The sequence below is a fragment of the Streptomyces sp. M-16 genome (assembly GCF_052114405.1).
GTDB lineage: Bacteria > Actinomycetota > Actinomycetes > Streptomycetales > Streptomycetaceae > Streptomyces.
Genome location: NZ_JBFRER010000111.1, coordinates 16993 through 38872 on the forward strand (window position 1 = coordinate 16993; position 21880 = coordinate 38872).

Annotated in this window: 23 protein-coding genes and 1 riboswitch; of the genes, 13 read left to right on the forward strand and 10 right to left on the reverse strand. The window is 74.0% G+C overall.

Going from position 1 to position 21880, the window contains the following annotated elements; translation table 11 throughout:
* Positions 1–16: 16 nt before the first annotated feature.
* Positions 17–277, reverse strand: coding sequence for a DUF397 domain-containing protein (locus AB4039_RS33675; protein WP_266838784.1), 261 nt, complete (start codon positions 275–277; stop codon positions 17–19).
* Complete coding sequence (locus AB4039_RS33680) at positions 237–1085, reverse strand: helix-turn-helix domain-containing protein (RefSeq protein WP_266838785.1); 849 nt, start codon at positions 1083–1085, stop codon at positions 237–239. Before AB4039_RS33680 ends, AB4039_RS33675 begins: the two co-directional genes overlap by 41 nt.
* Positions 1086–1167: 82 nt before the next feature.
* Between AB4039_RS33680 and AB4039_RS33685 the strand changes: the two genes are divergently transcribed.
* The 3 genes from AB4039_RS33685 (at position 1168) to AB4039_RS33695 (ending at position 4205) form a co-directional block, all read left to right on the forward strand.
* Complete coding sequence (locus AB4039_RS33685) at positions 1168–1578, forward strand: ATP-binding protein (protein WP_442272550.1); 411 nt, start codon at positions 1168–1170, stop codon at positions 1576–1578.
* Positions 1579–1644: 66 nt separating this feature from the next.
* Complete coding sequence (locus tag AB4039_RS33690) at positions 1645–3462, forward strand: serine/threonine-protein kinase (RefSeq protein ID WP_266838786.1); 1818 nt, start codon at positions 1645–1647, stop codon at positions 3460–3462.
* Positions 3463–3563: 101 nt separating this feature from the next.
* Positions 3564–4205, forward strand: coding sequence for a class I SAM-dependent methyltransferase (locus AB4039_RS33695; protein WP_266838787.1), 642 nt, complete (start codon positions 3564–3566; stop codon positions 4203–4205).
* A gap of 61 nt (positions 4206–4266) precedes the next feature.
* Here AB4039_RS33695 and AB4039_RS33700 read toward each other — a convergent pair whose 3' ends face one another.
* On the reverse strand, positions 4267–5148 hold the full coding sequence (locus AB4039_RS33700; RefSeq protein WP_266838788.1) for a class I SAM-dependent methyltransferase: 882 nt from the start codon (positions 5146–5148) through the stop codon (positions 4267–4269).
* Positions 5149–5365: 217 nt separating this feature from the next.
* On the opposite strand from AB4039_RS33700, the gene AB4039_RS33705 reads away from it, so the two are divergent.
* The 3 genes from AB4039_RS33705 (at position 5366) to AB4039_RS33715 (ending at position 8506) form a co-directional block, all read left to right on the forward strand.
* Complete coding sequence (locus tag AB4039_RS33705; protein WP_442272551.1) at positions 5366–6358, forward strand: N-acetylmuramoyl-L-alanine amidase; 993 nt, start codon at positions 5366–5368, stop codon at positions 6356–6358.
* A gap of 156 nt (positions 6359–6514) precedes the next feature.
* Positions 6515–7357: a DUF5336 domain-containing protein gene (locus AB4039_RS33710; RefSeq protein WP_266841604.1), complete on the forward strand. Its 843-nt coding sequence runs from the start codon at positions 6515–6517 to the stop codon at positions 7355–7357.
* Positions 7358–7495: 138 nt separating this feature from the next.
* On the forward strand, positions 7496–8506 hold the full coding sequence (locus AB4039_RS33715) for an LLM class F420-dependent oxidoreductase (protein ID WP_442272552.1): 1011 nt from the start codon (positions 7496–7498) through the stop codon (positions 8504–8506).
* 161 nt (positions 8507–8667) lie between these two features.
* Here the strand turns inward: AB4039_RS33715 and AB4039_RS33720 are convergent, their stop codons facing one another.
* A complete protein-coding gene (locus AB4039_RS33720) occupies positions 8668–9306 on the reverse strand; it encodes a hypothetical protein (RefSeq protein WP_266838791.1) in 639 nt (212 codons plus the stop codon).
* A gap of 112 nt (positions 9307–9418) precedes the next feature.
* On the opposite strand from AB4039_RS33720, the gene AB4039_RS33725 reads away from it, so the two are divergent.
* Positions 9419–9733, forward strand: a complete 315-nt coding sequence (locus tag AB4039_RS33725; protein ID WP_266838792.1) for a hypothetical protein — start codon at positions 9419–9421, stop codon at positions 9731–9733.
* A gap of 86 nt (positions 9734–9819) precedes the next feature.
* Here AB4039_RS33725 and AB4039_RS33730 read toward each other — a convergent pair whose 3' ends face one another.
* From AB4039_RS33730 to AB4039_RS33740, 3 genes are all read right to left on the reverse strand, one after another.
* Complete coding sequence (locus AB4039_RS33730) at positions 9820–10917, reverse strand: prenyltransferase/squalene oxidase repeat-containing protein (RefSeq protein WP_266838793.1); 1098 nt, start codon at positions 10915–10917, stop codon at positions 9820–9822.
* Entirely contained in the window at positions 10914–11648 is a 735-nt protein-coding gene (locus AB4039_RS33735) for a class I SAM-dependent methyltransferase (RefSeq protein ID WP_266838794.1), read from the reverse strand. Before AB4039_RS33735 ends, AB4039_RS33730 begins: the two co-directional genes overlap by 4 nt.
* 72 nt (positions 11649–11720) lie before the next feature.
* The gene (locus tag AB4039_RS33740) at positions 11721–13043 is read right to left on the reverse strand and encodes a glycosyltransferase family 4 protein (RefSeq protein ID WP_266838795.1); all 1323 of its coding nucleotides are present in this window, start codon (positions 13041–13043) and stop codon (positions 11721–11723) included.
* A gap of 228 nt (positions 13044–13271) precedes the next feature.
* Between AB4039_RS33740 and AB4039_RS33745 the strand changes: the two genes are divergently transcribed.
* Entirely contained in the window at positions 13272–13919 is a 648-nt protein-coding gene (locus AB4039_RS33745) for a TetR family transcriptional regulator (RefSeq protein ID WP_266838796.1), read from the forward strand.
* Here AB4039_RS33745 and AB4039_RS33750 read toward each other — a convergent pair.
* The 3 genes from AB4039_RS33750 to AB4039_RS33760 all read right to left on the reverse strand — a co-directional run bounded on the left by AB4039_RS33750 (position 13858) and on the right by AB4039_RS33760 (position 16159).
* Positions 13858–14403, reverse strand: a complete 546-nt coding sequence (locus AB4039_RS33750) for a hypothetical protein (RefSeq protein ID WP_266838797.1) — start codon at positions 14401–14403, stop codon at positions 13858–13860. The two genes, AB4039_RS33745 and AB4039_RS33750, sit on opposite strands and share 62 nt — an antisense overlap.
* 71 nt (positions 14404–14474) lie before the next feature.
* Positions 14475–14708: a ferredoxin gene (locus AB4039_RS33755; RefSeq protein WP_030241447.1), complete on the reverse strand. Its 234-nt coding sequence runs from the start codon at positions 14706–14708 to the stop codon at positions 14475–14477.
* Positions 14708–16159 (reverse strand): aldehyde dehydrogenase, encoded by a 1452-nt coding sequence (locus AB4039_RS33760; protein WP_266838798.1) that lies wholly within the window; start codon positions 16157–16159, stop codon positions 14708–14710. The genes AB4039_RS33755 and AB4039_RS33760 overlap by 1 nt, the downstream gene beginning before the upstream one ends.
* Positions 16160–16400: 241 nt before the next feature.
* On the opposite strand from AB4039_RS33760, the gene AB4039_RS33765 reads away from it, so the two are divergent.
* The 5 genes from AB4039_RS33765 to AB4039_RS33785 form a co-directional block, all read left to right on the forward strand.
* Complete coding sequence (locus AB4039_RS33765) at positions 16401–17498, forward strand: MBL fold metallo-hydrolase (protein WP_266838799.1); 1098 nt, start codon at positions 16401–16403, stop codon at positions 17496–17498.
* Positions 17499–17602: 104 nt separating this feature from the next.
* A riboswitch (cobalamin riboswitch) is annotated at positions 17603–17680 on the forward strand.
* A gap of 131 nt (positions 17681–17811) precedes the next feature.
* On the forward strand, positions 17812–19059 hold the full coding sequence (locus AB4039_RS33770; protein ID WP_266838800.1) for a prenyltransferase/squalene oxidase repeat-containing protein: 1248 nt from the start codon (positions 17812–17814) through the stop codon (positions 19057–19059).
* Complete coding sequence (locus AB4039_RS33775) at positions 19059–19745, forward strand: SCO2322 family protein (protein WP_266841605.1); 687 nt, start codon at positions 19059–19061, stop codon at positions 19743–19745. Before AB4039_RS33770 ends, AB4039_RS33775 begins: the two co-directional genes overlap by 1 nt.
* Complete coding sequence (locus AB4039_RS33780; RefSeq protein WP_442272553.1) at positions 19742–20938, forward strand: energy-coupling factor transporter transmembrane protein EcfT; 1197 nt, start codon at positions 19742–19744, stop codon at positions 20936–20938. The genes AB4039_RS33775 and AB4039_RS33780 overlap by 4 nt, the downstream gene beginning before the upstream one ends.
* On the forward strand, positions 20935–21880 hold a 946-nt coding region (locus AB4039_RS33785), incomplete at its 3' end, for an ATP-binding cassette domain-containing protein (protein WP_442272554.1). The genes AB4039_RS33780 and AB4039_RS33785, both read left to right, overlap by 4 nt.

Below are 21880 nucleotides of genomic sequence, written 5' to 3' on the forward strand. Positions count from 1 at the left end.
GCCCCAGGCCGACCTCTCAGAGCCCGCGCACGAACGCCGCGAAGGCGGCGGGGCTCACGGTGAAGACGGGCCCGTCGGGGTTCTTGGAGTCCCGGACGGCGACTAGGGCGGGCTGGGAGGCGACTTCTACGCAGTCTCCGCCGGTGGTGCCGCTGTACGAGGACTTACGCCAGGCAGCGGTGCCAAGGGGGGCGCATTCGACACACTCGCCACCTGTGTCACCGCTGTGCGAGGACTTACGCCACTGCGCGCCCATCAGACCCTGGACGGTTTCCATAGCGCTCCTCCATTACGCGGGCGATCCGTGACGCCGAGTCCTCCACGGAGAGTGCGGCGGCCTGCAAGTGATCGTAACGGAGTGAACCCTCCCTGAGAGCCTCTGGATTGGCCGTCATATGGCCCTGGACGAAGTCCTCCGTGTAGACAATCTCAGGATCATCATGGAATCGCAGCAGGTTGAACGTGCCGTCCAATCCAACGTGGGCGCCCGCCTCAAAGGGAAGGATCTGCACCTGCACCCACTCACGGCTCCTCAGAGCCAATAGATGAGCAAGTTGGTTCCGCATCACCTCCCGGCCGCCGACCTCCTGGTGCAATACCGCCTCGCTCATCACCACCCACATCAGTGGCGGATTCTCGCGGTCCAGGATCCGCTGCCGCTCGATTCGCGCGGCCACCTTGGCATCGAGGCCCTCCTCGGTACGCACGCCCAGCACGGCCCGCGCGTACTCCGGCGTCTGCAGCAGCCCGTACACCAGCTGCGCCTGGAACGTCGAGATGTACGCCGCCTTCGCCTCCATCTCCGCGTACGCCTGGAACCAGGCGGGGAGTTGGCTTCGCAGCACCAGTCCCACCAGTCGCGAGAACAGCCCTCCCGTCCCCAGCGCAGCGTCGACCCGCTCCGAGAAGTCCCGCGTCGGAACCTTCCTCGCGGTCTCGATCTGCCCGATCAGGGACCCCGTGCAGAAGACGATGCCCCCCAGGTCGCTCTGCTTCAGATTGGCCGCCTCCCGCAGGCGGCGCAGTTCAAAGCCGTAGTAGTCCAACGGTGAGGCGCTGGGATCGAGATCCCGGATGTTGACCACGGGCGGACACCCCCAACTCCACGTGCGCGATGTTGTTTTCCATCCGTAGCCGAGCGTAACCGCGCGACCCCAACCTGATGGCATGAATCACGCAACTGGGTACCCCAGCACGGAAATTGGCGACACCTACCGCATGGGCTTCACCGTCAGTGAGCATTCCGCCGGGCACATGCGGCGGATCCTCCGGTGGTTCCTCGTCCGCTGGGGCCTCGACAACGTGGCCGACGGCGCCGAGCTCGCGCTGACGGAGCTGGTCGCCAACGTCGTGCGGCACGTGCCCGACCGGGGCTGCTCGGTATTGATCCAGCGCAGGCCGGGCGGGCTGCGGGTGGAGGTGACCGACACGTGCCCCGCGGCCCCCCGCGTCGCGCCGGGCGGCGATCCGCTCGACGAGGGCGGGCGGGGGCTGCGGCTGGTGCAGGCGGTCACCGACCGCTGGGGCGTGCTGCCCCGGTCGGCCGGGAAGACGGTGTGGTTCGAGTGCGACGGGTGACCTCGCCCCGCCCGGAGATAATGCCCCTGCGAGTGGTCGATCAAGGGGCGACGGGGGCCGAGGGGCGTGCGGGAGATCATCGAAGGGCGTTACGAGCTCGACGAATTGCTCGGCCGGGGCGGCTTCGGCGAGGTCTGGCGGGCCAAGGACTCCCGGGTGGGCCGCTGGGTCGCGGTGAAGATCGGATATCCGCAGACCCCGGAGGAGACGCGCCGGTTCGAGCGTGAGGCGAGCCTCGCCGGGAACCTGGCGCACCCCAACATCGCCACCATCCACGACTTCGGCCGCACCGAACGGTCCGGGCGCGACGCCGTGTTCCTCGTGATGGAGCTGCTCCAGGGCCGCAGCCTCGCCGAGGTCCTGGAGGGAGGGGTGCCGGACCTGGCGGACGCCCTGGAGTGGGCCGCGCGGATCGCGGACGCGCTCGGGGCCGCCCATGACGCCGGGATCGTCCACCGGGACGTCAAGCCGGCCAATGTGATGGTCACCGAGAGCGGCGTGGTCAAGGTCCTCGACTTCGGGATCGCCAAGTCCTCGGGCGCCCCCGGGACGGAGCTGACGGCCACCGGGATGATCATCGGATCGTTCCCCTACATGGCGCCGGAACGCTGGACCGGCGGCGCGAACGGGGTGCCCGTCGACGGGCGGGCCGACCTGTACGCCCTCGGCTGCGTGCTGACGGAACTGCTGACCGGCCGACGGCCGTTCCCCGCCCGCGAGATGCACGAGCTGCTCGCGCACCACCTGACGACGGCGCCGCCCGCGCCCGGTTCGCTGCGCGAGGGGATCCCGGCCGCGCTGGACGCCCTGGTGCTGGCCCTGCTCGCGAAGGACCCGCACGAGCGGCCGGCCGACGCCCGGGAGGTGAGCGGGAGGCTCGCGGAGATCGCCCGGGGCTCCGCCCCCGCCACCCCGGCCGCCCCTCCCGTCCCTGCCGCCGCCCCCGCCACGTCCTTCCCGCCCCCGCCCTCCTATTCCCCGACCGTGCACACGGCCGCCGGGGACCCCGTCCGGTCGATGTTCCAGCGGCGGCTGACGCAGGTGCTCGACGACGCCCCGGCGGACCGGGTCGTACGGCTGGACATGCTGGTCGCCGACCTGACGGAGGAGCTGGGCACCCAGGACGCGCTGACGGTGCGGGCCGCCTACCACCGGGCCATGACCGTGCGCGGGCACTCCCCCACCGACCTGGAGCGCATCCTGCCCCGGATGGTCCGGGTGCTCGGCCTGGAGCACCCGGACACCATCGCCGCGCGGGCCGCGTACGTCGGCGAGGCCGCGGCCTACGGACCGGGCGACGGCCGCCGCCACGAGGCCGAGCTGCGCGAGATCATCGACCAGGCGGGCCGGGTACTGGGCGCCGACGACCCCGTCACGCTGTCCGCCCGCTACCACCTGGCCGGGGCGCTCCAGCGCGGTGACGCGGTCCGCGACGGGCGGTGGGGCTCCGAGACCGCCGCGCAGGCGCACGCGGAGCGCGGCTGGCTGGCGCCGCTCCTGCCCGACCTGGAGCGGCGGCTGCCCGCCGACAGCCCGGTGCTGCTCGACGTACGGCGGCGGCTGGCGCACGACGCCTGGCTGCTCGGCGACTTCGTCACCGCCGCGCCCCTGTACCTGCGGCTGTACCCCGACCTCGCGGCGATGGCGGAACGCGGCGACCCGGAGACCGCGTACCGGGTGCTGCGCAGCGTCGGGGAGGCGGGGGAACCGGGCCGTGCGCTGCCCCACCTGAAGGCGCTGCTGCACCGGCTCCACCTGACGGCCGGCAACACCCACTGGCTGACCCGCGCGGTGACGGAGACCCGCGACGACTTCCGGCGGGCGCTGCGCGAGGACCGGATCTCGGACCTCGGCGGCGGCCTGTCCCGGCTCTTCGGCCGCTGAGGCGCTCCCGCGCGGGGCCGACGGGCCCCGCCCGTAGCGCCCTACCCGGCGGTAGGGCAGCATGGCCCGGCACTCACTCGCAGCTCAGCAGGAGGAACGACATGGCCACCCCCAAGCCGCAGACCCTGGCCGCCTTCGAGGCCGCCAAGGGGTTCATGCCCGTGGGCGAGGGCCTCGCGCTGTACGCGGCGGCCACCGACGCGGCCGGGCTCGGGCTGCCGCTGCTGGAGGTCGGCACGTACTGCGGGCGCTCGACCATCCTGCTGGCCGACGCCGCGCGCGAGGCGGGCGTGCCCGCGCTCACCGTCGACCACCACCGGGGCAGCGAGGAGCAGCAGCCGGGCTGGGAGTACCACGACCCGACGGTGGTGGACCCGGAGGTCGGCCTGATGGACACCCTCCCGACCTTCCGCCGCACCCTGCACCGGGCGGGGCTGGAGGAGCACGTCATCGCCCTGGTGGGACGCTCGCCGCAGGTCGCGGCGGCCTGGGGCGGCCCGCTCGGGTTCGTGTTCATCGACGGCGGCCACACCGACGAGCACGCGACCGGCGACTACGAGGGCTGGGTCCCGCACCTGGCGGTGGGCGGGACGCTGGTGATCCACGACGTGTTCCCCGACCCGGCCGACGGCGGGCAGGCCCCGTACCGGATCTACCTGCGCGCCCTGGCCTCGGGGGCCTTCGAGGAGGTGTCCGTCACGGACTCCCTGCGCGTCCTGCGCCGTACCCGGGCCGGCATGTAGCTCCATCCCTCGCAGGTGGTTCGTCGTTCAGGTCCCTGGCCGGCGGGGATGCGTGGGTGGGCTATGTCACGGCCCGGGCGGGAACGCTCGCTCGGGCGAGCACTGACAGGGCGAACGGGCGGAGCGCGTCGGTGCGTTCCCGCCCCGTCAGGTCCATGATCTCGCGCTGCTGGACGTACTCGACCGGGTTCAGCCGGTGCTCGCGCAGGAGGGCGTCCATCTGCTCGACGCTCAGGAACGTCTTCCAGGGCTCGCCCTGCCCGGCCGCCGCCGCCATGACCGCTTCCGCGTACGACTGCCCCGCCTCATCGCGCAGTCCGGCCGGCAGGAGGTGCTCCGTGATGAGTTCGGTGCCGGGCGGGAAGCCGCTGATGGCGGCCAGCGTCTGCCCGACCGCCTCCCGGGTGAGGTACATCGTCACCCCGAGCCAGCTGACCAGGGCGGGCCGGGCCGGGTCGAAGCCGGCCCTCGCGAGGTGGCCGGCCAGCGCGTGTGCGGGCTCCTGCTCGAAGTCGAAGGGGACGAAGGCCACGGACGGGGGGACCTCGGTCCCCGTCGCAGCCAGCAGCGCCCGCTTCCACTCCTGGGTGGCGGGCAGGTCGACCTCGAACACCGCGACACGGGTGGCGAGTTCCGACCGGTAGGCGAAGGAGTCCAGCCCCGCACCGAGGATCACGTACTGGTCGACGCCCCGGTGGGCCAGCTCGGCCAGCCGGTCCTCCGTGTAGCGGCCGCGGGTGACGGCGGTCGTCCGCGCGCCGGCCAGAACGGGGTGAGCGCCGTAGGACCGGTGGTATCCGAGGAGCTCCTCGGCGTCCTGCCCCAGGAAGGTGTGCGCCAGGGTGTCGGCGAAGACCGGGGGGCCGTCGTCGACGAGGAGGTGTGCCGCGCGCGCCGCGGCCGCCATGAGCGCCGTCCGGCTCGGCTGTCCATTGCTTGTCATGCACAGAGACACTACCGGCCATTTTTGACATTGTATCACAAATCTATCAATATCGGAAGCACCTCCGGATTGTGGTTCGGTAACGAATCGCAGCCGGGCGTGCGGGGCCGGCTCGGGAGCGCCCCGACGACCCCGGCATACAAAAGGCTGATCGCACCACGCCCCCGGATGGAGCAGGGTCCGTACGGGTACCGGCCGGGCGTTCTAGCATCGCGAGGTGCGCTACGACGACAGTTCCCCGGCCCCCGAGTCCCGCGACTCCATCAGCCCCGACCAACGCTGGTACGCGCGCCGCTCCACCCTCGCGGTGGCGGTCGCGGTGCTCGCCCCGACCGTCCTCGCGGGCTGGGTCCTGACCCAGACCCTGGCGGGGACGGACGGACAGCGGCCCGGCCCCGCCCCGCACCCGGCGGCGGCCGACGCGAAGTCCAGCGCGTCCCCGGGCGCGCAGGCGGGCGCGGCGGCCCCCGCGCCCGACGCGGCCTCCGCGTCCGCCTCCGGTACGGCCGCGCCACCCGCTCCGGCCAAGGGGCCCCTCGCGGGCAAGACGGTCGTGATCGACCCCGGGCACAACACCGGGAACTTCCAGCACACCGACGAGATCGACCGTCAGGTGGACATCGGCACCAACCGCAAGGAATGCGACACCACCGGCACCACCACCAACTCGGGTTACATGGAAGCCGAGTTCAGCATGGACGTGTCCCGGCGGCTGCGCACCCTCCTGGAGGGCCGCGGACTGAAGGTGGTGCTCACCCACGAGGCCGGCACCGCCCGCCCCTGGGGCCCCTGCATCGACGAGCGCGCGCGGATCGGCAACGAGGCGCACGCCGACGCCGTCGTGTCCGTCCACGCGGACGGGGTCTCCGCGGGCAACCGCGGCTACCACGTCATCCTCCCGGCCAAGGTCAAGGCGGGCGGCGCCGACACCGCCGCGATCGTCGGGCCCTCCCGCCGGCTGGGCGAACGCATCGGCAGCAACTTCTCCCGGACCACCGGCTCCGCCCCCGCCAACTACCTGGGCTCCGGCACCGGATTGGTCGTCCGCGACGATCTGGGCGGTCTCAATCTGTCGACCCGGCCCAAGGTGTTCATCGAATGCGGCAACATGCGTGACAGCAAGGACGCGGCGCAGCTGACGAGTCCGGAGTGGCGGCAGAAGGCGGCACAGGGCATCGCGGACGGCATCGTCGGATTCCTCGGGGGGTAGCCCCGGGGGGAAGCCCCTGACGGGGCGTCCCCCCGCCCCGATCCTCTCGGCCGCGGGAGACTCCGTACCATGGTGCCGCCGCCCCCGCTCAGCCCCGGTCCGCCCACGCGACCGCGGCGCCACGAGACGACCGAGACCGAGAAGGACATCAGAGACGTGAACATCCGCTCCCTCACACGAGGCGACGGCGTGGTGATCGGAGCAGCGGTGCTGCTGTTCATCGCCTCGTTCCTCGACTTCTACTCCGCCACCAACGTGGACATGCCGAGCGCGTGGGACACGGACTCCTACGGGCTGGTCCTTCCGACGGTCTTCCTGACCGGATTCATCGCCGCGGGCCTGCTGATCGGTGCGCGCTTCCAGCCCGAGGGCCGCAAGCTGGGCGGCCTGCCGCTGACGGCCTGGGGCACGGCGCTGGCGGTGGCGGCCGCCTGGAACGCCCTGTGGTCGCTGATCGTCACCCCGACCCGCCTCGACCCGGGCGCCGGCTGCATCCTCGCCTTCCTGGGCGCGCTGGCCCTGGCGGGCGTGTCCGTCGCCGGTTCGAAGATCCCCGCGCTCGCGGGACCGCTCGTCCCGGAGCCCGGACCCGTCGCCCCCGCGCCCTACGGCGGCCACGCGCAGCAGCCGGGCAGCGGGTACGGCTACCCGGGCGGCCCGCAGCAGCAGAGCCCGTACGGGTCCACCCCGCAGCCCGTCCCGCCCTACGGCGGCGGCCCCGCGGCGCCCGCGCCGGGCCCGCAGGACGCGGCGCAGCAGCCTCCGCAGCAGCAGTCCCAGCCGCAGCCGGCCGCGGCGGAGTTCACGCCGTTCTGGTTCGCCGTGCCGGAGGCCCGTCCCCTCTTCGGCGAGGACGGCTCCCCCGCCCCGATCGCGGAGCTCGCGCCGGGCACCTGGTACCTGGCCGTCGACCAGCGGGGCCCCTCGTCCCTGATCGCCCAGACCCAGGACGGCCGCCGCGGCGTCCTGAACGACACCTCGAACATCCAGCGGGGCTGACCCCCGCACCGAAGGCCCCCACCGAAGGCCCCCCGCCCACGGGCGGGGGGCTTTCGCACTTCCCGGCGGGAGCCGCGTGCCCTACAGTCACCTGACGCAGCGTCAGATGCGGGCGACGGCTTCTCGGAGGGGACCCCCATGCGCCTCGGACTCGCACTCGGCTACTGGGGCCGCGGGCCCAGCCCGGCCCACCTCGACCTCGCCACCGAGGCGGAACGCCTCGGCTACGACTCGGTGTGGACCGCCGAGGCCTGGGGCTCCGACGCCTTCACCCCCCTCACCTGGATCGCCGCGCACACCTCCCGGATCCGCCTCGGCACCGCCATCGCCCAGATGGCCGCCCGCACCCCCACCGCCACCGCCATGCACGCCCTCACCCTCGACCACCTCTCCGGCGGCCGGATGATGCTGGGCCTGGGCCTGTCCGGACCGCAGGTGGTGGAGGGCTGGTACGGGCGCCCCTTCCCCGCGAGCCCGCTCACCGCGACCCGGGAGTACGTCGACGTGGTCCGGCAGGTGCTGCGCCGCGAGGCCCCCGTCGCCCTCGACGGCCGCTTCCACCGCCACCCGTACCGCGGCGAGGACGGCACCGGCCTCGGCAAACCCCTCAAGCCCATCACCCACCCGCTGCGCGCGGACCTGCCGCTGCTGCTGGGGGCGGAGGGGCCGAAGAACATCGCCCAGACCACCCGGATCGCGGACGGCTGGCTGCCCCTGTACTGGTCGCCCACCCGCACCGACGTCTACCGGGCCTCGCTGGCCGACCTGCCCGAGGGGTTCATGATCGCCCCGATGGCCCGCGCCGCGGTCTGCGAGGACGTCGCCGCCGGGCTGCTCCCCGTCAAGGCGATGCTCGGCTTCTACATCGGGGGCATGGGCCACGCGGCCCGCAACTTCCACGCCGACCTCATGGCGCGGATGGGCTACGAGGAGGAGGCCCACCGCATCCAGGAGCTGTTCCTCGCGGGGCGGCGCGAGGAGGCGGTGCTCGCCGTCCCGGACGCGTTCGCCGACGAGATCTCGCTGGTCGGGCCGCGCGAACGGATCGCGGAACGACTGGAGCTGTGGCGCAAAGGGCCCGTCACCGACCTCCTGGTGACCGCCCCCGACCCGCACACCCTGCGGGTCCTGGCGGAGCTGAACGGCTAGGGCGACCGCCGGGGGCGAGCGGCCATCCGGCGTGCCGGTCAGCAGAGTTCAGGCCGGACCGACCGGCCAGGACACGGGCCAGGTCGTGCTCGAACACGTCAAGCGTCGGGCACCCGCCCGCCGGAGTCCGGCGGGCGGGTGCCCGGTCGTCCGCGGCGGGGCTAGCCGCCCAGCTGGGAGAGGCTCGGGACCTGGTCGGTCACCGGGGCGCCCGCGCTCTGGCCCGCCGTCTTCACGCCGCTGATGACGTCCTGGAAGGAGCTGATGTCCGCATCGCCGGCCTGGCCCTTGCGGAGCTTGCCCGCCAGGCCCTTCAGGGAGTCGATGCCCGCCGTCAGCGGGACCATCGCCTTCGACAGCAGCGGGTCGCCCTTGGCGTTGTCGGACGCCGCCTTGAGCCGGTTGTAGGCGAAGGCACCGGCCAGACCCGCCTTGATCAGCGCGAACGTCCGGCCCTTCGCGCCCTTCCTGAACTTGCCCGCCTGGTACGGCTTGATGATCCACTGGTACGTCGCACCGGCCGCGAGGCCCGCATTGGCCACGAAGCGGGTCTTCGCGAACTTCTGCCTCTCGGCGGAGGTGCTGGGAGAGGGCGTCGCCGCGGCCAGTTCGTCCTGCTCGGCGGCCATCGGCTCGGCGGCCGCGAGGACGGCCAGGTCCGTGGCGGCGGCCGAGGAGATCTCCTCCCCCCGGCCCTGGTCGCTGCCGCCGCCGCACGCGGTGGCACCGGCCAGCAGCGCGGTGGACAGGACCACCGCGGTGAGGGCTCGGCGGAATCGGACGGTCGTGGGTACGCGCACGGTTGCCTCCGGGGACTGAGGTGTCCCCCGCAGCCTCACCCCGGCCCGGCCGCCGCACCACTCGGGCGGCCCGTTCGGGTTTGGCCGGCGCCCGCGCGGCAACACGCGGGACATGTCCCCATACACCCGAGCACATGCCCGCTCGACCGCCGGTGGCGGCAATCCGGTGGCCAGGGCGATCGTCCTGGTGGCGGACGCCGCCGCCCTCCTGATCCTCCTGTGGATCGCCCTGTGGCTGCTGGACGCCAACCAGGGCAACGCCCTGGTCTCCTTCGTCCACGACGCCGCCGACTGGCTCGCGGGCTGGTCCTACGACCTGTTCACCTTCGACCGCGCCTGGGTGCAGGTCGTCGTCGGCTACGGACTGGCCGCACTCGTCTACGCTTTCGTCGGCCACGCCGTGGCCGGCCGCCTCGCCCGGCGCTGAGCCGGGAGCCGGCCCGCGCCCCTCCCGGCCACCCCTCCCGGGCCATTCCCGGGCCGCCGCTCGCGGTGGCCCGGGGCGGGCGGAGGTCAGCGGCAGCAGTCCGGTTCCAGGCCGCGCGGCAGCGCGAGGCCCCCGAACACCTCTCCCGTGGCCTCGTCCCCGCCCAGCGCCGCCACCGCGAGCAGCAGCGAGCCCGCCGTCCAGGTCGTCTGCTCCACCGGCCACACCGCCCGGTCGTCGAAGACGTAGCCCGTCCAGTACATGCCGTTCCCGTCGCGCAGGTGGCCGATCGAGCGCAGGATCTCCAGCGCCCGGTCCGACTCGCCCATCACCCAGAGCGTCAGCGCCAGCTCGCAGGACTCCCCGCCCGTCACCCACGGGTTCGGCAGCACGCACCGCACCCCCAGGTCCGGGACGACGAACTCCTCCCAGCGCCCCTCGATCCGCGCCTTCGCCCGCGCACCCGACAGCGCGCCGCCGAGCACCGGGTAGTACCAGTCCATCGAGTAGTGCGACTTGTCCAGGAACCGCTCCGGGTGATGGCGCACGGCGTGCGCGAGCGCGCCCGTCGCCAGCTCCCAGTCGGGCTGCGGGTCACCGCGGTGGTCGGCGATCGCCAGGGCGCAGCGCAGGGCCTGGTGGATGGAGGAGGAGCCGGTGAGCAGGGCGTCGGTGACGGCGCCGCCGTCGGACTCCCGCTTCCAGCCGATCTCGCCGCCCGGCTGCTGGAGGCCCAGGACGAACTCGACGGCCGCGTAGACCGCCGGCCACATCCGGTCCAGGAAGGGGTCGTCGCCGGTGGCGAGGTAGTGGTGCCACACGCCGACGGCTATGTACGCCACGAAGTTGGACTCGCGGCTCGCGTCCTGCGGGGCGCCGGTGTCCACCCCCTCGGGGCGGTCCGCGTAGGCGGCGTACCAGGAGCCGTCCTCGTTCTGGTGGCGCACCAGCCAGTCGTAGGCGCGCTCCGCGGCCTCGTGTTCGCCCGCCACGTCCAGGGCCATCGCGGCCTCGGTGTGGTCCCACGGGTCGAGGTGGTGGCCCCGGAACCAGGGGATCGCCCCGTCGGCGCGCTGCGCCGCCAGGATCCCGGCGACGGTGGCCGCGGCCTCCTCGGCCGTCAGGACCCCGTCCAGGACCAGGTGTTCGGGCACCTCGGGCACGGTGCGGCCGGGCGAGGTCACTGGGCCGCGCCCACGGGGAGGTGCGGCTTGGTCGCGTAGGCCACGAAGCTCTTGCCTATGACCGGGTTGAGCGCCTGCTCGGCGAGGCGGGTCGCCAGGGGCTTCTTCATGATGTCCCAGACCAGCAGCTTGTGGTACGCCTTGACCGGGAGCGCCTTGTCGTTGTCCACGCCGAAGGCGCACTTGAGCCACCAGTACGGGGAGTGCAGGCCGTGCGCGTGGTGGGTGCCGTACGGCTTGAGCCCGGCGGCCTCCATCTTGCCGAGCAGCTCGTCCGCCTTGTAGATGCGGATGTGGCCGCCCTCGACCTCGTGGTAGGCGTCGGACAGCGCCCAGCAGATCTTCTCCGGGCCGTAGCGGGGCACCGTGATGGCGATGCGGCCGCCCGGCTTGAGCACGCGCACCATCTCGGCGAGGACGCCCTTGTCGTCGGGGATGTGCTCCATCACCTCGGAGATGATGACGACGTCGAAGGAATCGTCGGGGAAGGGCAGGGCGAGGGCGTCGCCCTCCATGGCGGTGGCGGTGGCCCCGGCCGGGGCCTCACCGGCCTCCTTCATGGCGGCGAACCACTTGGCGACCTCGCGGATCTCCTCGCCGTTGCGGTCGACGGCGACCACCTGGGCGCCGCGCCGGTAGCACTCGAAGGCGTGCCGGCCTGCGCCGCAGCCCAGGTCGAGTACGCGGTCGCCTGCGGCGAGCGGGAACCGGGAGAAATCGACGGTCAGCACGGGGTCCTGCCTTCGCGGTCGCGGGGGTGAGAGGTGGTGCGGATGGGAGGGGGAAGCGGCGGGGGCGGCAGGTCACCGCGACACGCGGCCGGCACGGCCGGCCGCGGCCTGCTCGATCGCGGCTCTGTAGTGCCGGACCGTGCCCTCGGCGGCCTTGGCCCAGGTGAACCGGGCCAGGACCCGCTCCCGCCCGGCGGCTCCGAGGCGGGCGCGCAGGTCCGCGTCGCCCAGCAGCCGGCCCAGCGCGGCGGACAGCGCCCCCGCGTCACCGGGCGGCACGGCCAGACAGGTCTCGCCGTCCGGCCCCGCCACCTCGGGGATGGCCCCGCCGGTGGTCGCGACCAGGGGCGTGCCGGTGGCCATGGCCTCGGCCGCCGGGAGCGAGAAGCCTTCGTAGAGGGAGGGCACGCAGGCGACCTGGGCGCTGCGCACGAGGTCGACGAGCTCGGCGTCGGTGATGCCCTTGACGAACCGGACCACGTCCTGGAGGTCGTACTTCTCGATCGCGCGGGCGACCGGGCCGCGCTCGGCGCGCTTGCCGACGATGACGAGGTGGGCGTCGGCGCGCTCGGTGCGGAGCTTGGCGAGCGCCTCGACGAGGTGGACGAGGCCCTTGAGCGGGACGTCGGCGCTGGAGGTGGTGACGATCCGTCCGGGCACCTCCGCGACGGACGCGTCCGGCGACCAGAGGTCGGTGTCGGCGCCGATGTGCACGACGTGGATGCGGTCGTCGCGCACACCGAGGTGCTCGGCGATCTCCTGCCGGGAGGAGCCGGAGACGGTCAGCACGGAGGACAGCCGGCGGGCGACGCGGCCCTGCATGCGCGTGAACGCGTACCAACGGCGGACGGAGAGGCGCTTCTTGCGGTCCTTGGCGGCGGCGAGGTCGAGCTTGCGGTCGACGGTGATGGGGTGGTGGACGGTCGTCACCAGGGGTGCGCCGATGTCCCCCAACAGGCCGTAGCCGAGGGTTTGGTTGTCGTGGATGACGTCGAACTCGGCCCGGCGTGCACGCAGGTGGCGGCGGGCGCGGAGCGAGAAGGTCAGCGGCTCGGGGAAGCCGCCGGTCCACATGGTGGCGACCTCCAGCGCGTCGATCCAGTCCCGGTACTCGTCGCGCTTCGGGGTGCGGAAGGGGTCGGGGCTGCGGTACAGGTCCAGGCTCGGCAGCTCGGTGAGCGTGGCGCCGGTGTCGAGCACCGGGTAGGGCTGTGAGCCGATCACCTCGACGGAGTGGCCCAGCTTCACGAGCTCGCGCGAGAGGTGGCGGACGTAGACGCCCTGGCCGCCGCAGAACGGGTTCCCCTTGTAGGTGAGGAGTGCGATGCGCAACGGGCGGTCGCCGTCGGTGGCGGAACCCGCGAAAGGGCTTGTCACCATGGCCTCTGCGGTCACTCTCGGCCCCCTTCTCCCTGCACTTTCGCCGGAGCGTAACCGCTCGGATAATGTAGAACAAGTTTCAGACTTGATCCGTCGAAGACCATTGAATCTACCGGCCGGAAACCACACCGTAAGAGGCGGAGCAGGTGATTCGCGCCACGGCTCGGACGCCTGAGATGCTGGCCCCGGACCCTCCCGGAATCAGCTCCCCCGCAACGACACGGAACGCCAGGAACGGGACACATGACAGCGGAAGCGAAGGCGGTCGCGGCAGCAGCGACCACATCGGCGACCACGCCGGCGTCCCCTCCCCTGACGGAGCGCCAGGAGGCCCGCCGCCGCCGCATCCTGCACGCCAGCGCACAACTGGCGAGCCGGGGCGGCTTCGACGCCGTGCAGATGCGCGAGGTCGCGGAGTCCTCCAGCGTCGCCCTCGGCACGCTGTACCGGTACTTCCCCTCCAAGGTGCACCTCCTGGTGGCCACCATGCAGGACCAGCTCCAGCACATGCACACGACACTGCGCAAACGCCCCCCGGCGGGCGACGAGCCGGCGGCGCGGGTGGCGGAGACCCTGATGCGCGCCTTCCGCGCCCTCCAGCGCGAACCCCACCTGGCCGACGCCATGGTCCGCGCCCTGACCTTCGCCGACCGCAGCGTGAGCCCCGAGGTCGACACGGTCTCCCGGCTGACCACGGCCATCATCCTGGACGCGATGGGCCTGGACGCCCCGCCGACGGCGGAACAGCTCTCGGCGGTCCGCGTCATCGAACACACCTGGCACTCGGCCCTGATCACCTGGCTCTCGGGCCGCGCCTCGATCGCCCAGGTCAAGATCGACATCGAAACGGTCTGCCGCCTGATCGACCTGACGTCCCCGGAAAAGGCTTGATCGCGGCGTAGGGGGGCGGGGGGCTGGGCGGGGCCACGAGCGAGAGGGTGTCCAGGAGGCCGCCGTTGGTGACGACCAGGTTCCAGGAGCCACTCGTCAGGGAGGTCTCGGGGGCCGGCTCGCCGCGTCGGGACCTGACCCGCCAGCCGCGTTCCGTCAGGGCCGCTTCGAGCGTCCGCCACCGGGTCGCGTCGGCGGCGCCCGAGCCGGTCCAGTCGGCGACGCAGTCGGTCAGGGCCCCCTCCTGGGCGGGGTGGGGGCTGCCCGGGGTCGGGCCCGCGGCAGCGGCGGCGGCGGCCAACCCGGCCTGCACGTCAGGGCGCGAGGGGTGTCCCCCGGCGTCGGCCGGGCCGATCTCGCGTACCCGGAACCAGCCGTCGTCGTCGTTGTCCCCGGCCGTGGACCACAGGACCGCGCCCACCACGGCGACGCCCGCTCCGACCACCCCGACCGCCACTCCGGCCGCCCACTTCGTTCTGCCCATGCAGGCGATCGTCCCCCGCGCCCCGCGCGGCCCGGCCCGCAGCCCCCCGCCCCCGACCCCGACCCACCCCCCTAGTCCTCCGGCGGGAACACCGGTTCGCCCGTTGCCGAGAGGGTGATCAGGATGGCTTCCACCGGGCAGCCCTCGGCGGCCGTCAGGGCGGGTTCGTTGGCGTCGGTCTCCGGGGAGCGGGGGTGGGACTGGCGGGCCGAGTCGAGGGCGAAGGCCTCCGGGGCGTGGTTCACGCACATGCCCGAGCCGATGCAGACCCCCCGGTCCACCTCGATCTGCCAGCGGTCCCCCATCACGCACCCGCCGGGAGGTGGATCATCTTGTGCTCCAGGTACTCGCTCAGCCCCTCCGGCCCGAACTCCCGCCCCAGGCCGCTGTTCTTGTAGCCGCCGAACGGGCCCAGCATGTCCAGGCTGAAGGTGTTCACGTTGAAGGTGCCCGTGCGCACCCGGCGCGCGAAGTCGACGCCGTGCTCGACGTCGGCGGTCCAGACGCTGCCGCTGAGGCCGAACTCCGAGTCGTTGGCCACCCGCAGGGCCTCCTCCTCGTCCCCGTACGGGATCAGGCAGACGACCGGCCCGAAGATCTCCTCGCGGGCGATCCGCATCGAGTTGTCGACGTCGCCGAAGAGGGTGGGCTCGACGTACCAGCCGCGTTCCAGGCCGGCCGGGCGGCCGCCGCCGGTGAGGATCTTCGCGCCCTCCTCCTGGCCGATCCGGATGTAGTCCAGGGACCGCTGCTGCTGGCGCTGCGCGACGAGCGGGCCGAGCTGGGTCGCCGGGTCCAGCGGGTCGCCGACGACGAGGGCTCCGGCGGCCGCCGCGAAGGCGTCGGCGTACTCCTCGTAGCGGCTGCGCGGGGCGAGGATGCGGGTCTGGGCCACGCAGGCCTGCCCGTTGTTCATCCAGGCGGCGGGCACGATCCCGGCGACGGTGGCGGCCGGGTCGGCGTCGGGCAGGATCACGGCGGCGGACTTGCCGCCGAGTTCGAGGGTGACCCGGGTCAGGTTGCGGGCGGCGACCTCCATGACCCGCCGGCCGGCCGCGACGGAGCCGGTGAAGGCGACCTTGTCTACGCCGGGGTGGCCGACGAGGTACTCGCTGACCTCCCGGTCGGCGGGCAGGACGGAGAGCACGCCCTCCGGCAGCCCGGCCTCGCGCGCGATGTCGGCCAGGATGTACGAGTCGAGCGGGGCCTCCGGCGACGGCTTGAGGATCACCGCGGAACCGGTGAGCAGCGCCGGGGCGAGCTTGGCGGCGGCCACGAACTGGGGGACGTTCCAGGGGATGACGGCGGCGACGACCCCGACCGGCTCGCGGCGCACGAGGATCGGCCCGAGGGCGCCCTGGCGGCGCTCCTCGTAGGGGTAGTCGGCGGCGACCTTGATGGCGGAGTCGTAGACCATCATCGCGCCGAGGGCCTGGGCGAGGACGCTCCAGGAGTACGGGGAGCCGTTCTGGGAGCTGATGGAGCGGGCGAGTTCCTCGTGCCGGACGGCGATGGCGTCCTTGATCCGGGTGACGACGGCGATCCGTTCGTCCAGGGAGAGCCGGGGCCAGGGGCCCTCGTCGAAGGCCTTGCGCGCGACGGCGACGGCCCGGTCCACATCGGCACGGGAGGCGTGCGGGACGCTGCCGATGACCTGCTCGGTGTGGGGGGAGACGACGCGGATGGTGTCGGTGCCCAGCGGCTCGGTCCATTCCCCGCCGATGAACAGGTGTCCGTGTTCCACGAGCTCGGTCATGGCTGATGCCTCCTGAGGCTGCGCGCGGTGTCGCAGAACTGATACCAGTTCTAGTTCCAGGAGTCCACGGCCAGGACGAGGCCGCTCCGAAGATCCGAGGACTGGTCAGAAAGCCGGGGAGATGGTCGACTTGGGCGACTACTGAAACACGTTCTCATACAGCACCCAACGGTCCCGACCGCTGAACCGCCGACCGCCCGACCGCCCGACCGATCCCCAGTGAGCCAGCCAGGGAGTCCTCATGTCAGAGGCCAAGCCAGAGGTCACGCCGAAGGCCGCACCGAAGGCCGCACCGGAGGCCGAGCCGCACGTCACCGATCACGGCGGAGGTGTCTGGGGCATCAAGGTCCCCATCCCCGACAACCCGCTCGGGCACACCCTCGTCCACGTCCTCGACACCGGCCGCGGCCCCGTCCTGATCGACACCGGCTGGGACGACCCCGCCTCCTGGGACGCCCTCGCCGCCGGGCTCGGGGTGCTCGGACTCGCCGTCGCCGACGTGCACGGGGTGGTCATCACCCACCACCACCCCGACCACCACGGGCTGTCCGGGCAGGTGCGGGAGGCCTCCGGGGCGTGGATCGCCATGCACGCCGCCGACACGGAGGTGGTCGTGCGGACCCGCTCCGCCGAGCCCGGTGTCTGGTTCGACTACATGAGCGGGAAGCTGACCGCCGCCGGAGCCCCCGAGGAGCACGTCGCCCCGCTGCGCGCGGCCCGCGCGAGCGGCCGGCTGCGGACCCTGCCCGGACTGCGGGCCGCCGTCCCCGACCGGGAGATCGTCCCCGGCGAGCTGCTGCCGCTCGCCGGGCGCAGGCTCCGCGCGATCTGGACCCCCGGCCACACCCCCGGCCACGTCTGCCTCCACCTGGAGGAGGAGCACCCGGCCCGCCTGCCCGGCAACGGCCGGCTCTTCTCCGGCGACCACCTGCTGCCCGGGATCTCCCCGCACATCGGCCTCTACGAGGCCCCGGAGGACACCCGCGTCACCGATCCCCTCGGCGACTACCTCGACTCCCTCGAACGCATCGGCCGCCTGGAGCCCGCCGAGGTGCTCCCGGCCCACCAGCACGCCTTCACCGACGCTCCCGCCCGCGTACGGGAGCTCCTGGAGCACCACGAGGAGCGGCTGACCGGGCTGTGGCGGCTGCTCGCCGAGCCGCTGACCCCGTGGGCGCTCGCGGAGCGGATGGAGTGGAACCGCCCGTGGGAGCGGATCCCGTACGGCTCCCGGAACATCGCCGTCTCGGAAGCGGAGGCGCATCTGCGGCGCCTGGTGAAGCAGGGCCGCGCAGAAGCGGTACCCGGTACCGAGCCGGTGGAGTACCGGGCGCTGTGAGGGGCGCGGGGCACCGCCGGTAAGGGGTGCCGGGGGCCGCCGCCCCCCGGGCCGGTGGGCTACGGGCCGGTAGAGTGGGGCCGTCGTCCACACCTCAGTACGGGGGGGAAGCCGGTGCGAATCCGGCGCTGACCCGCAACCGTGACCCGGCCCGCTCCGCGGTACGGGGAGCCGGAATGCCCCGTACGGGAGGTGCGCGGCTCGTGCCGCCGGGGCCTCCGGCGGCCGGCACCGTCGAGGTAAACGGAGCCGGAGCCCGGTGCCCGCGTGTGCCTGCCTCCGACTCCCCAGCACGAGAGGCACCCGCCCCGCCATGAACGTCCGCCGCAGCGCCGCCGCGCTCGCCGCCTCCGCCGTGCTCTGCGTGGGCGCCGCCCCCGCAGCCCTCGCCGACACCGCTCCGCCCTCCCCGTCCGCGCCGCCGGTCGTCCCCTCGGGCCTGTTCGGCAAGGCCGACCCGACGTACGACGGCGTGTGGCGCCAGTCGATCGCGCTGCTCGCCCAGCAGACGGCGGGCGAGAAGCCCGCCGCGCAGGCCGTGGACTGGCTCACCGGCCAGCAGTGCGCGAACGGCGGCTTCGCCTCCTTCCGCGCGGACGCCTCCAAGGCCTGCGACGCGACGACCGTGTTCGACACCAACGCCACCGCCATCGCCGTGCAGGCGCTGAAGGCGATCGGCGGGAAGGACGCGGCGGTCAAGAAGGGCGTGGACTGGCTGAAGTCCGTCCAGAACGAGGACGGCGGCTGGGCCTACGTCCCGGGCTCCCCCAGCGAGGGCAGCTCCACCTCGATCGTGGTCAGCGCGCTCGCGGTGGCGGGCGAGAAGCCCGCCGAGGTCAAGTCGAAGGCGGGCAAGTCCGCCTACGACGGCCTGCTCGCCTTCCAGCTGGGCTGCTCCGCCGAGCCGGCCGCCGACCGCGGCGCCTTCGGCTACCAGGCCGCCGACGGCAAGCTCCCCGCCAACGCCGACGCCACCGCCGCCGCCGTGCCGGCCGGTCTCGGCAAGGGCGCGGTCGTCGACCCCGCCGCCACGGACACCCCCGCCGCCGCGCTGCCCTGCCCGGCGGGCGCCGCCGACCCGGCGGGCGCCGCGCAGGGCGCGGCCGGCTACCTCGCCGAGGCCCTGAAGAAGGACGGCCACCTCACGGCCGTCACCCCGGGCGCCGACCAGCCCACCGCCGACACCGGCAACACCGCCGACGCCGTGATCGCCCTGGCCGCGGCCGGCCACCGGCAGGCGGCGGCGGGCGCGCTGGAGTGGCTGAAGAACAACTCCGCCGACTGGTCCAAGGGCAACCCGGCGGCGCTGGGCACCCTGGTCCTCGTCGCGCACGCCACCGGCACCGACCCGAAGGCCTTCGGCTCCGCCGACCTGGTCGGCGCGCTGAACGCCACGGGCCCCGCCCCGCAGGCGGCCGACACCGAGCCGAAGCAGGTCGAGAGCGACGGCGGCACCGGTTCCGGCAGCCAGAACATCTGGTGGATCGTCGGCGCGGGCGCCGCGGCCGGCATGGGCATCGGCATCCTGCTGAGCGGCCGCCGGAAGAAGAACCAGCTGTGATCCGCCGTCCGCGCACCGCGGCCGCCGTGCTCCTGGGCCTGCTGCTGACCCTGATCGCCGCCTCCCCGGCCCTCGCGGCGGGCTACCGCTACTGGTCGTTCTGGGACGGTGCGGGCGGCAGCTGGGCGTACGCCACCCAGGGACCCTCGACGGCCCGGCCCGCGGACGGCACGGTCCTCGGCTTCCGTTTCTCGGTCAGCAAGGACGCGGCGGCCGAGGCGGCCCGGCCGCGCGCCGCCGCCGACTTCGAGGCCGTCTGCGCGGGCACCGCCGCCGCCGACGGCAGGAAGCGGGTCGCCCTGGTCGTCGACTTCGGGGTCCCCGAGGACGCGCCCGGCGGCGAGCGCCCGCCGCAGGAGGCCCCGCGCACCGCCTGCGCCCAGGTCTCCCCGGAGGCCACCGCCGCCGAGGCACTGGCATCGGTGGCGAAGCCGCTGCGCTACAACGGTGCGGCCCTGCTGTGCGGGATCTCCGGCTACCCGAGGACGGGCTGCGGCGAGCCGATCGAGGACTCCGGGTCCAAGGCCCCGGCGGCTTCCCCCACGGCGTCCGCCGGTCCGGCGCCCGCCGACGCGGCGCCCGCCGGCGGGGGCTCCGGCCCCTCCGCGGGCCTGGTCGCGGGCATCGCGGCCGTGATCGCCCTCGCCGCCGCCGGCGTCTGGCAGTCCCGCCGCCGCGGGCGATGAAGCACGGCGCCGCGGGTACGCACGCACCCCCGGCCGGGCCCGGCCCGGATCGTGCCGGTCGGGGGGTGCGCGGGGCGACGTACAAGAAGGGGACGGCCTGGCGGGCTCCCGAGGCGCGGCGCAGCAACGCCCTGCACGCGGGGGCCTGGTGGCTGTGGGCCCTCGGGCTCGCCACCGCCGCCTCCCGGACCACCAATCCGCTGCTGCTCGGGCTGATCGTCGGCGTCGCCGGGTACGTGGTCGCCGTCCGGCGCACCGCCGCGCCCTGGGCCCGGTCCTACGGCGCGTTCGTCCGGCTCGGCCTCTTCGTCATCGGGCTGCGGCTCCTCTTCTCCGTGCTGCTCGGCTCCCCCCTCCCCGGCGCGCACGTCCTGTTCACGCTGCCCGAGCTCCCGCTGCCCGGCTGGGCGCAGGGCATCCGCCTCGGCGGCCGGGTCACCGCCGAACAGCTGCTCTTCGCCTTCTACGACGGCGCGAAGCTGGCCGCGCTGCTCATCTGCGTCGGCGCCGCCAACGCCCTGGCCAATCCGGCGCGGCTGCTGAAGTCGCTGCCCGCCGCCCTGTACGAGGTGGGCGTGGCGGTGGTCGTCGCCATGACGTTCGCGCCGAACATGGTCGCGGACGTGGCCCGGCTGCGCACCGCCCGCAGGCTGCGCGGCCGGCCCACCGGCGGGGTGAAGGCCGTCCTCCAGATCGGGCTGCCGGTACTGGAGGGGGCCCTGGAGCGTTCGGTGGCCGTCGCCGCCTCCATGGACGCGCGCGGCTACGGCCGCACGGCCCGGGTCCCGGCCGCCGTCCGGCACACCACCAACGCGCTCACGCTGGGCGGCCTCCTCGGCATGTGCGCCGGCACGTACGGGCTGCTCGCGGCCGAGGGCGCCGCGTACGGGCTGCCCGTGCTCGGCATCGGCCTGGTCCTGGCCCTGGCCGGGCTGCGCCTGGGCGGCCGGCGCAGCGTCCGGACCCGCTACCGGCCCGACCGGTGGGGGGCGCGGGCCTGGCTGGTCGCCGGGTCGGGGGCGGCGGTCGCGGTCCTGCTGATCCGGGCCGCTTCGCTGGACCCGGAGGGGCTGCGGCCGGGCGTGGTCCCGCTGGTCGCGCCGACGCTGCCGCTGTGGCCCGCGGCAGCGATCCTGATCGGCCTGCTTCCCGCCTTCGTGGCACCCGTACCGTCCGAGGAGTCCGCGCAGTGATCCGCTTCGAGCAGGTGTCGGTGACCTACGACGGCGCCGCGCACCCCTCCCTCCGGGATGCCGACTTCACCCTCCCCGAGGGGGAGCTCACCCTCCTCGTCGGTCCGTCCGGGGTGGGCAAGTCCACCCTGCTCGGGGCGGTGTCCGGGCTGGTCCCGCACTTCACGGGCGGCACCCTGCGGGGGCGGGTGACGGTCGCCGGGCGCGACACGCGCACCCACCGGCCGCGGGAGCTCGCGGACGTGGTGGGCACGGTGGGCCAGGACCCGCCGGCGCACTTCGTGACGGACGTGGTGGAGGACGAGCTGGCGTACGGCATGGAGTCGCTGGGCCTGCCACCGGCGGTGATGCGCCGCCGGGTGGAGGAGACCCTCGACCTGCTGGGCCTGAACGAACTCCGCGACCGCCCCATCGCCACCCTGTCCGGCGGCCAGCAGCAGCGGGTCGCGATCGGCTCCGTCCTGACCCCGCACCCGAAGGTCCTGGTGCTGGACGAGCCGACGTCCGCCCTGGACCCGGCGGCGGCGGAGGAGGTCCTCGCCGTGCTGCAGCGCCTGGTGCACGACCTGGGCACGACGGTGCTCATGGCGGAACACCGGCTGGAACGGGTCGTCCAGTACGCCGACCGGGTCCTGCTGCTCCCTTCCCCGGGCGCGGCCCCCGTGGTCGGCACCCCGGCCGAGATCATGGCCGTCTCCCCCGTCCATCCCCCGGTGGTCTCCCTGGGCCGGCTGGCGGGCTGGTCCCCCCTGCCGCTGTCCGTCCGTGACGCCCGCCGCACGGCCGCTCCGCTGAGGGCCCGCCTGGCCGGAGCCATTCCTGCCGCGCGACCGCCCCGGCCCGAAGGYCCCGCACCGCATCCCGCGCCCGGCACGGCGGCGGAGTCGCGGGCGGCCTCCGGGCAGCCCGGCCGGCGGCTCCCCGGCGGCCCGGACACCGGGG

Excerpts from the sequence above, each read along its gene's own strand:
- AB4039_RS33675 (WP_266838784.1), bottom strand. The coding sequence starts at position 277 with ATGGAAACCGTCCAGGGTCTGATGGGCGCGCAGTGGCGTAAGTCCTCG.
- AB4039_RS33685 (WP_442272550.1), top strand. The coding sequence starts at position 1,168 with ATGAATCACGCAACTGGGTACCCCAGCACGGAAATTGGCGACACCTAC.
- AB4039_RS33695 (WP_266838787.1), top strand. The coding sequence starts at position 3,564 with ATGGCCACCCCCAAGCCGCAGACCCTGGCCGCCTTCGAGGCCGCCAAG.
- AB4039_RS33700 (WP_266838788.1), bottom strand. The coding sequence starts at position 5,148 with ATGACAAGCAATGGACAGCCGAGCCGGACGGCGCTCATGGCGGCCGCG.
- AB4039_RS33715 (WP_442272552.1), top strand. The coding sequence starts at position 7,496 with ATGCGCCTCGGACTCGCACTCGGCTACTGGGGCCGCGGGCCCAGCCCG.
- AB4039_RS33725 (WP_266838792.1), top strand. The coding sequence starts at position 9,419 with ATGTCCCCATACACCCGAGCACATGCCCGCTCGACCGCCGGTGGCGGC.
- AB4039_RS33745 (WP_266838796.1), top strand. The coding sequence starts at position 13,272 with ATGACAGCGGAAGCGAAGGCGGTCGCGGCAGCAGCGACCACATCGGCG.
- AB4039_RS33750 (WP_266838797.1), bottom strand. The coding sequence starts at position 14,403 with ATGGGCAGAACGAAGTGGGCGGCCGGAGTGGCGGTCGGGGTGGTCGGA.
- AB4039_RS33755 (WP_030241447.1), bottom strand. The coding sequence starts at position 14,708 with ATGGGGGACCGCTGGCAGATCGAGGTGGACCGGGGGGTCTGCATCGGC.
- AB4039_RS33760 (WP_266838798.1), bottom strand. The coding sequence starts at position 16,159 with ATGACCGAGCTCGTGGAACACGGACACCTGTTCATCGGCGGGGAATGG.
- AB4039_RS33765 (WP_266838799.1), top strand. The coding sequence starts at position 16,401 with ATGTCAGAGGCCAAGCCAGAGGTCACGCCGAAGGCCGCACCGAAGGCC.
- AB4039_RS33770 (WP_266838800.1), top strand. The coding sequence starts at position 17,812 with ATGAACGTCCGCCGCAGCGCCGCCGCGCTCGCCGCCTCCGCCGTGCTC.
- AB4039_RS33780 (WP_442272553.1), top strand. The coding sequence starts at position 19,742 with ATGAAGCACGGCGCCGCGGGTACGCACGCACCCCCGGCCGGGCCCGGC.